Source organism: Empedobacter sp. UBA2044 (genome assembly GCF_002333005.1).
GTDB classification, from domain to species: Bacteria; Bacteroidota; Bacteroidia; order Flavobacteriales; family Weeksellaceae; genus Empedobacter; species Empedobacter falsenii_B.
This window is the reverse complement of sequence record NZ_DDBA01000053.1, coordinates 1-14,648: the sequence shown is the minus strand read 5'-3', so window position 1 is coordinate 14,648 and position 14,648 is coordinate 1. Positions and strand designations below refer to the sequence as shown.

Here is a 14,648-nt window from a genome sequence, read left to right as displayed (position 1 = left end):
CAATAATTTAGAATTATTATAAAAAAGGTCTAAATTTCACTTTAACAATGTTTTAAACGTAAATAAATAGAAGTTATAAATTAAAAGGTTCTTAAAATATCAACTCCATAATTTTTGGGTCATTTTTTTACGAAATTGAATTATTTCGAAATATTAATAAACATTCAATAATCAATCTTTCAAAATGCTATCAATCGTCTAAACATTCTCAAAAAACAATCAAAAATATTCAATATGAATAAATATTTATGATTATTAATAATTATACAAGTTTAATGAGATATTATGCAACTTTTTACTAACTTTGCGCCCTTAATTCATTATTATAGATATGAAACTTTGGGATAAAGGTTTTACCATTAATGATAAAATCGAAAAATTTACTGTTGGAAAAGACAGAGAATTAGATGCTCATCTTGCGAAATACGATGCATTAGCGTCGAAAGCGCAGGCAAATATGCTGGCAAAAACAGGTTTGATTACCAATGAAGAAAATGATGCGTTGCAAATTGCTTTGGATGAAGTTTTGGTTCTGATTGCGGAAAATAATTTCGAAGTCGACGAAAATTTCGAAGATATACATTCAAAAATTGAAGCTTATTTAATTGAAAAAACTGGCGATGCTGGAAAAAAAATTCACGTTGCACGTTCTCGAAATGATCAAGTTTTGGTTGCAATTCAACTTTTTAAGAAAGAGTATTTAAAACATACAACTGAAAAAATTGTCAATTTAATTGAGATTTTCTTACAAAAAGCAGACGAATTCAAGAATCATCAATTACCAGGATACACACATTTTCAGGCGGCAATGCCAAGTAGTTTTGGAATGTGGTTTTCGGCATATGCAGAAAGTTTGTTGACGGATTTATACTTTTTTGAGGCTGCATATAAAATTTCTGATCAAAATCCTTTGGGTTCTGGTGCAGGTTTCGGAACAAGTTTCCCAATTGATCGTTTGCAAACAACACAAGAATTAGGTTTTTCAGAAATCTTAGTTTCTTCTGTTGGTGCACAAATGCTTCGTGGAAAAACAGAAAAATCTGTCGCAACAGCTTTGGCAATGATTTGTGGAACGTTGTCTAAAATGTCGTACGATTTGGTTTTATACAATTCACAAGATTTAGCTTTTGTGAAGTTGCCAAACGAAATGACAACAGGTTCATCGATTATGCCGCACAAGAAAAACCCAGATGTGTTTGAGTTAACTCGTGCGCATTGCAATAGAATTCAGGCGTTGCCGAATGATATTATGATGACGATCAATAATCTTCCAAGTGGATATCACCGTGATTATCAAATATTGAAAGAAATATTATTCGAACCAATGATGCAATTTGATAATATTATTGACATCTTAACATTTGCGATTCCTCAACTTCAGATTAAAGATAACTATATGAATCAGGATAAATATGATCCGATTTATACCGTTGAAAATATTAATGAAGCGATTAAGAATGGAACACCTTTCCGTGATGCTTACAAAGAAGTTGGTTTATCTGTAGAAAATGGAACATATATACCACACAAAGAATTTCAGACTTCGCATATCGGAAGTATTCATAATTTGAGATTGGATTTAATTTCAAATAAAATCGAAAAATTCAAATTAGAAGCACAAGTTTTAAAATAAACACTTGTAATAAGTCAAAAATCATCCTCAAAATTATAGAATTTGAGGATTTTTTTGTCTTATAAATTTTATAATTTCAGAAAATATAAACGTTTAAATAATTGTAATTCTATATTTTGTAAAATAAAAAATGTTTTACAAAATAATTACAATCATTTTTTATTATATCAGGTCAAAATCATTCTAACTTTGACATATCAAATTAATCGATTAAAATTTAAAAAGATGAAAAAATTTTTCGCAGTAGTTGCAGTAGCAGCTTTATCATTAGGAGCAGTATCTTGTGGAGAGAAAACTGAAGAAGCACCAGTAGAAGAAGCACCAGCAGTTGATTCTTTAGCTACAGCAGCTAACGATTCTACAGCAGTTGCTCCAACTGATTCTACAGCAGTTGCTCCAGTAGCTGATTCTACAGCAGTTGCTAAATAATTTATAGCGAAGCTAAAATATAAATGCGCTCAACTAGGTTGAGCGCATTTTTTATGTTATAAATTCATCATGAATCTTAAAGTAGATTTCCGTCAAATTTTCCTGATTGTATTTTTTTATCAAGTTCTGCTTGAATATCCTCTAAAACAGGGCGAACAGTAGATTCTGGAATATCAGAAACTCTAATATACATTAAGCCATCAATTGCATCATTAAATTTTGGATCAACATTGAAAGCAATCACTTTTGCGTTTTGTTTGATGTATTTCTTAATCAAAACAGGTAATCTCAACATATTTGGCTCAAGCTCATCAATTAACTTATCAAATTTATTCAAATCAGCTTCAGATTCATCGAAAATAAATTCTTTATCTTCCTCTTTCAGCTTAACCTTAAACTCATTTTTTGCTCTCACATACTGCGCTACAGTAGAATCGTAATAATGAGATTTCATAAATTCGATCATCAAAGATTTTGAGAAATCAGAAAACTGATTACTAATACTCACTCCTCCAATAATAAATTTCTGATTTGGATTTCTCAACGTTACATGCACAATTCCTCTCCATAATAAGAACAATGGCATCGGCTTTTGTTGATATTCAGCTGAAACGAAAGCACGTCCCATTTCGATACATTTCTTGAAAAATGGATGAATTTCTGGATCAAAATTGAATAATTCATGAACATAAAATCCATTAATTCCATATTTTTCATACACTTCCGAACCAATCGCCATACGATATGCTCCAACAATTTTATTCGTATCCTTATCCCACAAAAATAAATGGTGATAATGATTATCAAATCGATCAAGGTCAATTTCATCATTTGTACCTTCACCTATCGCACGGAATGTTATCTCGCGTAAACGACCAATTTCCCTTAATATATTTGGAATTTGTTGAGCTGTAGAAAAGAAACATTCGTAATTATTATTTGTAAACAATAATGCTTGTTCATCTTTTCGTAAAGTTTCAATATCTTGAATTAATAAGTCTAAAGCTGTTTCCGAAATAATCGGCTTAACCTTTTTACTAGAAGAAGATAAGCTTGGTAAATTCGGCATTTTCAACTCAATATTCGAAGGGTTTTTCAATACTTGAGTTAAACTTCTTTTTTGTTTGTAATAAGACGAAAGCATGTATGTTTTCTTTCTCAAAAACTCAGAATAATCTTCTATAGACACATGCTCGTCTTGTTGTTTTTGTAAAATTGGTTTTCCAATACGAATCTGAATTGGTCGTGTTCTTTTCTTCATCATTTCAGCTGGCAACATTGCCGTTTGAAAATCTGGATGAATCTTCGCTACACGGTAAAAAATATTACTATTTCGCGCTCTAAAAAACATTGGAACAACAGGAACTTTCGCTTTTTTGATCAACTTCATCGCTGATTCTTGCCATTCTCTGTCAATAATTCTACTTTCGTCATCTCGATAAGAAACTTCTCCCGCAGGAAAAATCCCTAAACAACCTCCAGCTCTTAACAATTTTAATGCATCGCGCATTCCTGAAAGGCTACTGTATGCATCTTTACGTGTTTCGAAAGGATTAACTGGAATAATCATAGGTTCTAATGGTTTAATTTTTTGCAATAAAAAATTACCCATTACCTTGAAATCAGGACGAATTTTTGACATAAAATGCATCAAAATAATTCCATCCAACGCTCCAAGCGGATGATTAGAAATAATAATAAAAGGTCCTTCTTTTGGAATACGTTTTAAATCTTCTTCATGGATTTCGTAATCCATTCCCAAATCATCAATCAAATAATCCAAAAAAGGTTCGCATTGCAAATGCTTTCCACGATTGTACAAATCGTTTAACTGATCTATACTGAAAATTTTTTTCAATGCCCAAGCCACAGGTTTTCCTAAAACACCAATTTTAGAAAGACCCGAAGCTGAATAGATATCTTGTGTCGTGATTAAACTCATTTAAGCTTTAACAACTATTTGTAATGTTTCGCGCACTGTTTGTCGCAATAATTCTTTTTCTTTTGAAACAACTTTGTCAGAATCTGCATCGAAATGGCGAATTGTGTACAATAAAACATTGTTTTCTTCCTGCACTTTATACTCTTCGTTCATATCTGCAACAAACTTTTCTAAGTTGTCATATTTATCCTCCAAACATAAAGATAATGAAATTGCTGAATTTTGCATCAAATTTACTTTGATTTGATAATCATATAGTTTATTGAAAATTCCGCTCAATTTATCTTCTGTAATAAAAGAGAAATCTTTACTTGATAAACGAATCAAATGTTGCTCTCTTTTTAGGATAAAACAAGGTACTTTTGGATCTAATGGTTGACCTTTCGCTACCTCTGTTCCTGCTTCTGTAGGATTAATAAATGATTTTACGAAGAAAGGAATTTCTTTTTGTTGAAGCGGCTGTAACGTTTTCGGGTGAATAACAGATGCACCATAATACGCCAACTCTATTGCTTCTTCATATGAAATATGATTTAACAGCTCAGCATTATCAAAATAACGTGGATCAGCATTCAAAACTCCAGGAACATCTTTCCAAATCGTCATGTTATCCGCATTTAAACAATAAGCAAAAATCGCCGCAGAATAATCTGAACCTTCACGCCCTAAAGTTGTTGTGAAAAAGTTAGGATCAGAACCTAAGAAACCTTGGGTAATAAACAAACCTGTGTTTGGTAAACGTTTAATACTTTCTTCTGTTAATGCCCAATTTACTTTTCCTTCACGATATGTATTATCTGTTTTGATATAATCGCGAACATCTAACCATTCGTTATTAATTTGTATCGAATTAAGATACATACTGATGATTTTTGTCGAAATTAATTCTCCACAACAAACCACTTGATCATACACATAGCTATAATTTGGTGATTTGTTACGTCTTAAAAACGAAACAATATCATCAAAAAATTGCGAAATTTCGTTAGAAACCTCAGCTGGATTATCAAATAATTCTGTCGCTAAAGCAATGTGCTGTTCTTTTACTTCGTTAATTGTTTTTTCGAAATCTTGTTTTTCAAAATAGCGTTTGACTACCTCTTCCAATGCATTTGTTGTCTTGCCCATAGCAGAAACAATGATACATGTATTTTCGTAACCAACAGATTGCAATAAACTCGCAACATTTCTAACGCCGGCTGCATCTTTCACCGAAGCACCACCGAATTTGAAAACTTTCATTTCTATAAAAACTTTTTTTTGTAAATATTTAACTTGCAAATATAACCAAACTACACTTTATATGTTGACCGATTTTAATTAAAATAAAAAATAAATTTGAATGATGATTTTCACGTATTTAGATTAATTTCAAACGTTTGAAATGATATAAAATTGAGTTATTATTCCGATATTTGACCAGCAAAACATAATTATGAATACTAATTCTCATCAAACTCTTGGAGAGTTTATCATAGAAAATCAAGCAGATTTTATTTACTCATCCGGAGAATTATCTAGATTACTGAGTTCTATTAAATTAGCTACAAAAGTTGTTAATTATAAAGTAAACAAAGCAGGACTTGTAAATATCTTAGGCGAATTCGGAAATGAAAATGTCCAAGGAGAAAAACAACAAAAATTAGATGTTTTCGCAAACGATACGTTTATCGAAACGTTGTCGCAACGCGAAGTTGTTTGTGGTATTGCTTCGGAAGAAAACGAAGATTTTATCGCGATTCAACCTTCAAAAAATTCAAAAAACAGTAAATATGTTGTGTTGATTGATCCACTTGATGGCTCATCAAACATCGACGTAAATGTTTCTGTTGGAACAATTTTCTCAATCTACCACCGTGTTTCTGAACCTGGAACACCTGTTACAAAAGCAGATTTCTTACAACCAGGAAATAAGCAAGTTGCTGCGGGATATGTAATTTATGGAACATCGACAATGTTAGTTTATACAACAGGAAATGGTGTAAATGGATTTACATTGAACCCAGGAATCGGAACGTTCTATTTATCTCATCCAAATATGTGTATTCCAGAAGATGGACACATTTATTCAGTTAACGAAGGTAATTATGTAAAATTCCCTCAAGGGGTTAAAAATTACATCAAATACTGTCAGGCAGATGAGGAAGATCGTCCGTACACTTCTCGTTACATTGGTTCTTTATGCTCAGATTTTCACCGAAACATGCTGAAAGGAGGAATTTATATTTATCCTTCTGGAACAAATAATCCGAACGGAAAATTACGTTTATTGTACGAATGCAACCCGATGGCTTTTATCGCGGAACAAGCAGGAGGAAAAGCTTCTGACGGTTTCCAACGCATTATGGATATTGAACCTACAGAATTACACCAACGTATTCCTTTCTTTTGCGGATCGAAAAATATGGTCGAAAAAGCAGAAGAATTTATGCGAAATGAAGAATTGAAATAATCATTTCAAAAAACATAAATAATAAAAAATCCGCTCGATGAGCGGATTTTTTTGTTATCTAAACATTCAATTAAGGAATTGCAATACCTGGATAATTTCCTGGGTAAACGTGTCTTAAAGTTGAATGATATTTTTGGTTGATTGCATCAGCAAACATATTTGCGACAATTGCATATCCAGTTCCAGTTAAGTGAACTCCATCTAATGAGAACGCTCCACCAGAAACGAAAGTTGTTGTATATGTTTGTCCGTAATATTTAATCCCTGATTGAGAACTTAATTTTTTCATTTCAGAATATGCATCAACTAAAGCTAAATTATAAGCAGTTGCTAACTCCGCAATTGCTGCATTGTATTTAACTACAGCTGCTTCTGCTTTCGCAGTTTCTTTTGCTGTTAATACATAATTATCTGTCATTGGATAACTAACACCTACTACTGATAATTTACCAGCTTTCTCTTGAGTTAACCCTAACTTCATTAATTCTGCAACTCTATTTGTGTCAACTTTTCCAATTACAGATGAAGAAGTCAAAACCAATAAATCTTTTGCTGTTGCTTGACGAGCTTGTCCATAAGTAATTCCAAACAAAGTTGCAGTACCAGTATCATATCCTGCTTTAATTAATGCAGCAGTAATCGTTGTTGATAAATCCGCTAAATCTTTATCTTTAATTACTACAGCACTTGCAGCAGTCTTAGAAAAAGAAATTTTTCTTTCTGAAGCACCAACTGCATCAAATACTTGATTTAATCCTGCATAAGTTGCATTCAATTCATCAATCATTGGTGCAAAACTTGGATTTGCTGGTGATAAAGGTGCGTATGGAACCGTTGTAAAATATGGAATAGATGTTACAGAAGGAATATTTGCAATAACTCCTTTTGCTCCTACCGATGTTAATGCTTTTAATCCATCATTAATTGTAGATTTTACCACATTTACATTAGAAATATCATTACTTCCATAAGTTCTTGGATCAACATTATTTGTTTCATTATGATCTACTCCAACTCCTCCAGATGTTGCATAACCTAATACATCATTGTTCCCAATCCAATAAGAGAAAAATGTTGGCTTTTGAGCAACTGCATCTGCAACTACAGAAGTTGTCGCACCACTTGCAAAACGTACAAAATAAGGATTCGCTGTTGCTGGATCAGTTTTTAAGCCTGCTGGATTTCCATAACCTGGCGCAACTAAATGATAAGACTTAGCACCTGGAACTCCCATATTTTGAAACTTTCCTTTATCTGCTAAGATATCTAAAGCTCCACCCGCAGCACTTGGAACTGGTGTTAAAGCTCCATTTACAATTTGTAAATTCAATTTACCTGGAAAACCTGGTAAATCAGTAAATCCACCTGTATCATTTGACATATATGGAATTTTAAATTCTCCTCCTCCTGCAGCTTTCATCAATCCAGCTAACATGTTTGGGTAAGAATTTTCTTGTCCAGATTTGTACAATGCATTATCTCTATAACCAGAAGTTAACGAGTTTCCTAATGCGATATATGTAGAAAAGTTTGCTTCACCAGCAGAAACTTGAATATCTTCAATTGGATGTTCGAAATCTTCGCTACAGTTAAACATCGTAGCAGCTAATGCAACTAATACTATTTTATTTAAGTGTTTCATTTTTGTCTTATTTTAAGTTGTACGATACGCCTAAACCAAAGTTTATAGCACGCATTTTAACATCTCCAGAGAAGTTTTGTTGAATATTATCAATATGTCTTTCGTCTCCTTTTACATATGATCCAAATAAATCAACATTAAATCCTGACTCGAATCTAAATCCTAATCCAGCTGAAACTGAATTTAAGTTAGAACTTGGTGTTTCTGATGACCAATAAGCTGATGGCACTGGTGATTTATCGTGATAATAACCAACACGTCCAACAATCATCTCGCTGAAAGTATACTCAGCTCCAAAACGGAATAATGTATTGTCTTTCCAGTTTTTCGTAGAAGATGATGTGTAGAAAGTATTAGAAGCATCATTATATAAATTGATATCTAAACTTTTGTAACGTGTCCAGTTTTGCCAAACTACATCTCCAAAAAGTTCTAATTGTGGTAAAACTTTGTATGACATCCCAAATGTAAACTCTGATGGTAATGGTAAAGTTGTATTCCATTTATCTGTATTAAAAGGTACATTAGATGCAATTCCAGAAGGAACATTCGACCATGTAACATCACCTTTGTTTGCAGAAACATCTACATTAGAACGGTACGCAATTCCAACTCCAAATTTATCTGTTGGCTTGAACATTGCTCCAACATTAAATCCTAAACCATGGGCATCTTTATCCTCTAATTTAAGTTTAATATCATTTCCAGCAACTGTTTGTACTTTCTCTAATTTAGCTGTTCCGTGTGTATAAATGAAACCTACACCCAAACTAAACCAGTCAGAAAAACGATATGCAACCGTTGGCTGAATATTGAATGCTTTCAAGTCAATATGTGTAATATTTGCTTTGTTTTGCCAATCTTCTGGCCACGTAACCGAACTACCAAAAGGCGTCGTAACACTCAATCCAATTGCTAAATCATCTACAGGCTTGTAACTAACTGCCAAATACATTGGTGTTCCTAATTTACTATCTGTTTCTGCTTTTTGTAACGTCATTGGATCTTGCCATTTTACGTCAGTTTTTACACCAAAACCTCCGACAGCAATACTCAATTTACTATCAACAAAAGCTAAACCTGCAGGATTATAAAACGCAACACTCGCATCGTGAGTTTGTGTTGCAGAAGTTCCCCCCAATGCTGCTTGGCGAACTCCTTGTAAAGCAACTCGGTATCCACCTGCAAATGCAGAAGAAGATAAGCCGATTAATGCTAAGGTTAAGAAAATTTTCTTCATATTTTTTGTTCGTTTTTAATAATTCCTTTAAACAAAAATAACATAATTTTATAATAACGTTATGTTAACATAATAAATTTTGAAAAAATCTTTACTATTAAGGCTTTCAGCCAGAATAACATTCGTGTAAAATATACACTATTGATAAATTTCTTTGATTTTTTCAGATATAATATAACCTTCAGACCAACATGCCTGAAAATTGAATCCACCTGTTATAGCATCAATATTTAAAACCTCTCCAGCCATAAACAATTGTGGGATTTTTTTTGCTTGCATCGAATGAAAATCAATTTCTTTCAAATCGACACCGCCTGCCGTTACAAACTCATCTTTGAACGTACTTTTTCCATTAATTTGGTATTTTCCTTGCGTCAATTCTATTGCAATTGCTTCGATGTGTTTTTTCGATAAATCTGCATAAACCTTGTTTTCATCTATATTACAATAGCTCAGAATACTAAACCAAAAACGCTTCGGAAAATCGAATGGATTATTTTTATGCACATTTTTCTTAGCATCAACTTGTTTTTTATCATTCAAAAATGAAATGATTTCGTCTTTAGATTGATTTACAAAATTGATTTCAGTTTCGAATTTATAATTGCTTTCATTCAATTTTAAAGCACCCCAAGCCGATAATCTCAAAATCGCTGGTCCACTAAATCCCCAATGCGTAATTAGTAACGGACCTTCTTCTTCTAATTTTTGTTGATTGATTTTGACTTCAGCATTATCGAAAGAAATTCCCATCAATCCTTCAATTCGAGGATCTTTGCAATTAAACGTGAATAAAGAAGGAACTGGTTGAACGATTTTCAAACCTATATTTTTCAAACTTTTCCAAAATTTAGGCGTACTTCCTGTTGTCACAATCACCGTTTCGAAAAAATGTTTTCCTGATTTTGTTATCAATTCATAACCACCATCAACTTTATTAATTTCTTGCACACCGTCTGAGAAATTAAGCTGAACTTTATTTTTATCAACCGCTTTTGTCAAAGCCTCTATAATCGAAAGTGAAGAATCGCTAACTGGAAAAATACGGTTATCGTCTTCTATTTTCAATTCTACTCCGCGCTCATCAAACCAAGCCATTGTATCACCCGGTTGAAACGTGTAAAAAACACTTAATAATTCCTTTCTTCCACGCGGATAAAACTCGACCAAATCAAGCGGATCAAAACATGCATGCGTAACATTACATCTTCCTCCGCCCGAAATGCGTACTTTTTGAAGCGGTAAATTTGCTTGTTCAAACAATATAGTTTGTTGTCCTACAGTTTTTCCAAGGTTTGCAGCAACAAAATATCCTGCGGCACCACCTCCTACTATGGCTATTCTTTTCACGAGACAAAGGTAAAGTTTTATTTTTAACAGAATTTTTGATAAAAAAAGGAAATGTTTTCACATCTCCTTCTAAACTTTTTGTTCATGAAAAACGAACAAAGGTGTAATATTTTTATTTGCAATTTTCTTTGTAAATCCTGGTGAAAAAATCTTATCAAAAAACCCTTTATTGCGGCTTACAACCGTCAACAAATCTATTTGTTTTTCCTTGATAAAATCCAACACCGCATTTACAGGATCTGCATCATGATAAACTTCAAATACAATTGGATCTCCAGCAAACTGATCTTGCCAATCTTTCATCGCTTGTTGATTAAATTTTCCGTCTTTCGAAACGTGCATGCAATGAATTTTTGCATGATGACGATTTGCAATTTCGATCAAATACTTCAATGCATCTTTATCTTTTTGATCAAAAACAGTAGTAAAACCAATATTCTTAAATCCTTTGAAAGACATTCCATGCGGAATACTAAGAATTGGAACTTTCATCGACGTAATCGCATTTATCGTATTCGAACCGAAAAGCATTTTTTCTATTCCTGAATTTCCGTCTGTTCCCATCACTACAAAATCAACGCTTTCTTCTCCAATAATTTCACGTAAAATATATAAGAAATTTCCTTCTTCTAAGATAAATTTGATTGGAATTTCATTCAAATCATTTTCAACAGCTATTTGTCTTAATTGCGGAATATTATCTTTGAAGTTGTCAAAACTTCCTAATTCTACCGTTTCATATACATTCTGAATCAATCCAGCACTCAAACTTCCTGTAATCATTGGCAATTCGTAAACATGCAACACATAAACTTGTGCATCGATACTTTTTGCAAGATTTAGTGCATATAAAAAGGCGTTATTAGCTGTTTCTGAGAAATCTGTCGGGAACAATATTTTTTTCATCTTTTCGTGTTTTGTACTCAAAAGTTACGAATAATTTTATTTCAACACGAAAAAAGCTCAATCTATTTCTACAGATTAAGCTTTTTGTATATTCAGTATAAATTATCTTATTCGTGGAAAACAAACAAAGGCACGTTGTGTTGTGTCAAAATTTTCTTTGTAAAACTTGGTGAAAATAATTTCTCGAAGAAGCCTTTGTTACGGCTAACTACTGTCAACAAATCAATTTTTTCTTCTTTAATAAATTCCAAAACTGCATCTACAGATTCATCCGCAGTATAAATAAAAAAATCTACAGGTTCATCTTTATAATATTCTTTCCAATGATTAAGCGTCGGAATATCGTAATTTCCATCTTTCGAAACGTGTAAGCAATGCACTTTTGCTTTATAGCGATAAGCAATTTCGGTTAAATAATCTAAGGCTTTGCGGTCTTTATCTTGGAAAATTGTCGTAAATCCAATATTATTTATTCCTTTGAATTCGTAACCATTTGGCACGCTCAATACCGGAATTTTAAGATGTTTTATTGCATTCATCGTATTCGAACCAAAAAGGACTTTATCAAATCCTGTATTTCCAGTCGTTCCCATTACTACAAAATCCACTTTTTCATCTTCGATAAATGTTGGCAATACAAACGAAAGCATTCCTTCTTTTACGAAAAATTTCAAATCAACATTTGCAAAACCATTATCCTCAGCCATTTTTCTCAAGAACGGAATATGATCTTTTAAATTCTCGAAATTATTTAATTCAATTGTATTATAAACATCTTGCAAAATACCAGCATCGATTCCTCCACTTACCATTGGATACTGAAAAGCATGCAAAACATATAATTCTGCATTTTGATTTTCGGCTAAATTTAACGCATACAAAAACGCATTATTTGCTGTTTCTGAAAAATCTGTTGGAAATAATATTTTTTTCATAATCTGTCTGTTTAATAGCTTTTTAAAGATACAAATTATTAAATATCTATATTTTAATTTGATGTTAAATCTTATTGTTTTTTATTATTTACGATGATTAAAAATATTATCATTTTCGTATAAATAGTAATCCGTAACTTTGTACCTTAAATAATTTTTCAATTCATGAATAATAAATATTTTCAAAAAACCATTATTCGATGGTCAGATTTGGATGCTAATCGCCATTTAGCGAACGCTTCGTATATGAATTTTACAAGTTTTGCACGTATTGCTTTTTTGAGAGATTATGGCATTTCGATGAAAAATTTGGAGGAATATGGAATTGGACCAGCTATTTTGCACGAACAATTTTCTTTTTTTAAGGAAGCTATGGAAGGTGAAGAAATTTATATTTCGGTAGAAATTGGTGGAATGTCGGAAGATGGAATGATTTATCAATTTATTCATAATTTATATAACCAAGATGGTGTACATCTTTGCCATTCTGAATTGACAGGTGTTTGGTTTTCGATGTCGAAAAGAAAAATGCAAGCACCACCAACAGAAATGTTAGAAAATATTAAAAAATCATTTGAAGGACAAACCGTCAAAACAATGTCGAAACAGGACATTATCAATTTACCTTTTCGTTCAGAAAATATAGATCCTTCAATCTTTACTCAAAAATAAAATCATGTTAGAAGATAAAAACGTTTCAAAAACAAGTTTAGCCGAAATTGGAGAATTTGGTTTAATTAACCAAATCAAAGAAGGTTTTCCAATCAAATTAGAAAGTTCTATCAAAGGAATTGGTGACGATGCGGCTGTTCTTGATTATAAAAAAGAGAAAATTGTGGTTTCTACTGATATGTTAGTAGAAGGCGTAAATTTTAGCTGGTCGTATATGCCTTTACGTCACTTGGGGTACAAAGCGGTTGTGACGGCAATTAGTGATATTTTGGCGATGAATGCTATTCCAAAACAATTGTTGATTTCGATGGCAATTTCGAATCGTTTTACGATAGAAGCTGTGGACGAAATTTACAACGGAATGAAATACGCTTGCGATAAATACAATATCGATATTGTTGGAGGCGATACAACTTCTTCTGTTAGCGGACTTGTTTTGAGTATGACTGCAATTGGCTCGGCTCCAGAAAAAGATTTGACTTATAGAAATGGTGCGAAGGAAAATGATTTGGTTGTTCTTTCTGGAGATTTAGGTGCTTCTTTTCTTGGTTTGCAAGTTTTGGAACGCGAAGCGCAAGTTTCAAAAGTGAATCCTAATAATCAACCAGATTTCGAAAATTATTCATATTTAATTGAACGTCAATTAAAACCTGAAGCGCGTTTGGATATTATCAATCTTTTGAAAGAGTTGAAAGTTAAACCAACTTCTATGATTGATATTTCGGACGGATTATCTTCTGAAATTATTCATATCTCAAAAGAAAGTGGTGTTGGAATTAATATATACGAAGAAAAAATCCCGTTAGATTCTGTTGTTATTCGCACAGCCGAAGAATTCAAAATCAATCCAATCACATGTGCTTTAAGCGGTGGAGAAGATTACGAATTATTGTTTACAATTGATCAAAAAGATTTTGAAAAAATCAAAGGAAATCCACATTTAACGGTAATTGGTCATGTAACTGGTAAAAACGAAGAAAACTATTTGATTACTCGTGGAAGTGAGCAAATGGTTCCATTAACTGCACAAGGTTGGGGAGTTGAAACGGAAGAAGAATAGGTTAATGAGATAATTCGCTAATTAAAAAATGTGATCCTTAAACGAGTTCAGATGACTTAACGAATTATCAAAACAAAACGTGTCAAGCTGATTTCATTTCAGCTTCTCTTCAAAATAATAAAATCAAAAAGCATTCAAGAAATTGGATGCTTTTTTAGTTGAAATAAGTTGTAATTTAGTTCTATTAATTAACCACTTATGAAATACTTTTTACTTTCATTTATTCTATTTTTTTGTTCATGTTCATCAACATTCAATTCTACTTATAAGAGCAAACAACTAAAAAAAACAGTTGATACTTTTATTGAATTAGGAGAAAAACATAATGAACGTATTAATCCTAATAATTCTTATTTAATTCTAGGTTTTGTAACGTCCTGAAAAAAT

General features: G+C 32.3%; 12 protein-coding genes. 5 read left to right on the top strand and 7 right to left on the bottom strand.

Features of this window, described 5'->3' with window-relative positions:
- The first annotated feature begins 331 nt into the window (after positions 1-331).
- Together argH and B4E59_RS09010 are read left to right on the top strand one after the other, a co-directional pair.
- Positions 332-1,633, top strand: coding sequence for an argininosuccinate lyase (gene argH, locus B4E59_RS09015; protein WP_219034266.1), 1,302 nt, complete (start codon positions 332-334; stop codon positions 1,631-1,633).
- 225 nt (positions 1,634-1,858) lie between these two features.
- Positions 1,859-2,062, top strand: coding sequence for a hypothetical protein (locus tag B4E59_RS09010; protein WP_291052585.1), 204 nt, complete (start codon positions 1,859-1,861; stop codon positions 2,060-2,062).
- A 76-nt stretch (positions 2,063-2,138) separates the two neighbouring features.
- Here the strand turns inward: B4E59_RS09010 and B4E59_RS09005 are convergent, their stop codons facing one another.
- Complete coding sequence (locus tag B4E59_RS09005; RefSeq protein WP_219034268.1) at positions 2,139-4,004, bottom strand: lysophospholipid acyltransferase family protein; 1,866 nt, start codon at positions 4,002-4,004, stop codon at positions 2,139-2,141.
- Entirely contained in the window at positions 4,005-5,246 is a 1,242-nt protein-coding gene (locus B4E59_RS09000) for an aspartate kinase (RefSeq protein ID WP_219034269.1), read from the bottom strand. It lies immediately after the preceding gene.
- Between the two features lie 193 nt (positions 5,247-5,439).
- On the opposite strand from B4E59_RS09000, the gene fbp reads away from it, so the two are divergent.
- A complete protein-coding gene (fbp, locus tag B4E59_RS08995) occupies positions 5,440-6,456 on the top strand; it encodes a class 1 fructose-bisphosphatase (RefSeq protein WP_114998305.1) in 1,017 nt (338 codons plus the stop codon).
- 70 nt (positions 6,457-6,526) lie between these two features.
- Here fbp and B4E59_RS08990 read toward each other — a convergent pair whose 3' ends face one another.
- The 5 genes from B4E59_RS08990 to B4E59_RS08970 form a co-directional block, all read right to left on the bottom strand.
- The gene (locus tag B4E59_RS08990; RefSeq protein ID WP_286495448.1) at positions 6,527-8,098 is read right to left on the bottom strand and encodes an SGNH/GDSL hydrolase family protein; all 1,572 of its coding nucleotides are present in this window, start codon (positions 8,096-8,098) and stop codon (positions 6,527-6,529) included.
- A gap of 7 nt (positions 8,099-8,105) precedes the next feature.
- Positions 8,106-9,338 (bottom strand): OmpP1/FadL family transporter, encoded by a 1,233-nt coding sequence (locus B4E59_RS08985; protein WP_221854422.1) that lies wholly within the window; start codon positions 9,336-9,338, stop codon positions 8,106-8,108.
- 138 nt (positions 9,339-9,476) lie between these two features.
- A complete protein-coding gene (locus B4E59_RS08980; protein WP_286495449.1) occupies positions 9,477-10,688 on the bottom strand; it encodes a BaiN/RdsA family NAD(P)/FAD-dependent oxidoreductase in 1,212 nt (403 codons plus the stop codon).
- Between the two features lie 69 nt (positions 10,689-10,757).
- Complete coding sequence (locus B4E59_RS08975) at positions 10,758-11,594, bottom strand: universal stress protein (RefSeq protein ID WP_291046264.1); 837 nt, start codon at positions 11,592-11,594, stop codon at positions 10,758-10,760.
- A 107-nt stretch (positions 11,595-11,701) separates the two neighbouring features.
- Positions 11,702-12,529 (bottom strand): universal stress protein, encoded by an 828-nt coding sequence (locus tag B4E59_RS08970; protein WP_114998314.1) that lies wholly within the window; start codon positions 12,527-12,529, stop codon positions 11,702-11,704.
- A 165-nt stretch (positions 12,530-12,694) separates the two neighbouring features.
- Between B4E59_RS08970 and B4E59_RS08965 the strand changes: the two genes are divergently transcribed.
- Both B4E59_RS08965 and thiL read left to right on the top strand, forming a co-directional pair.
- Complete coding sequence (locus B4E59_RS08965) at positions 12,695-13,201, top strand: acyl-CoA thioesterase (RefSeq protein ID WP_114998316.1); 507 nt, start codon at positions 12,695-12,697, stop codon at positions 13,199-13,201.
- Between the two features lie 4 nt (positions 13,202-13,205).
- The gene (gene thiL, locus B4E59_RS08960; RefSeq protein ID WP_125349928.1) at positions 13,206-14,261 is read left to right on the top strand and encodes a thiamine-phosphate kinase; all 1,056 of its coding nucleotides are present in this window, start codon (positions 13,206-13,208) and stop codon (positions 14,259-14,261) included.
- Positions 14,262-14,648 lie beyond the last annotated feature (387 nt).

Excerpts from the sequence above, each read along its gene's own strand:
- thiL (WP_125349928.1), top strand. The coding sequence starts at position 13,206 with ATGTTAGAAGATAAAAACGTTTCAAAAACAAGTTTAGCCGAAATTGGA.
- B4E59_RS08975 (WP_291046264.1), bottom strand. The coding sequence starts at position 11,594 with ATGAAAAAAATATTGTTCCCGACAGATTTCTCAGAAACAGCTAATAAC.
- B4E59_RS08985 (WP_221854422.1), bottom strand. The coding sequence starts at position 9,338 with ATGAAGAAAATTTTCTTAACCTTAGCATTAATCGGCTTATCTTCTTCT.
- B4E59_RS09010 (WP_291052585.1), top strand. The coding sequence starts at position 1,859 with ATGAAAAAATTTTTCGCAGTAGTTGCAGTAGCAGCTTTATCATTAGGA.
- B4E59_RS08965 (WP_114998316.1), top strand. The coding sequence starts at position 12,695 with ATGAATAATAAATATTTTCAAAAAACCATTATTCGATGGTCAGATTTG.
- B4E59_RS08990 (WP_286495448.1), bottom strand. The coding sequence starts at position 8,098 with ATGAAACACTTAAATAAAATAGTATTAGTTGCATTAGCTGCTACGATG.
- argH (WP_219034266.1), top strand. The coding sequence starts at position 332 with ATGAAACTTTGGGATAAAGGTTTTACCATTAATGATAAAATCGAAAAA.
- B4E59_RS08970 (WP_114998314.1), bottom strand. The coding sequence starts at position 12,529 with ATGAAAAAAATATTATTTCCAACAGATTTTTCAGAAACAGCAAATAAT.
- B4E59_RS09000 (WP_219034269.1), bottom strand. The coding sequence starts at position 5,246 with ATGAAAGTTTTCAAATTCGGTGGTGCTTCGGTGAAAGATGCAGCCGGC.
- fbp (WP_114998305.1), top strand. The coding sequence starts at position 5,440 with ATGAATACTAATTCTCATCAAACTCTTGGAGAGTTTATCATAGAAAAT.
- B4E59_RS09005 (WP_219034268.1), bottom strand. The coding sequence starts at position 4,004 with ATGAGTTTAATCACGACACAAGATATCTATTCAGCTTCGGGTCTTTCT.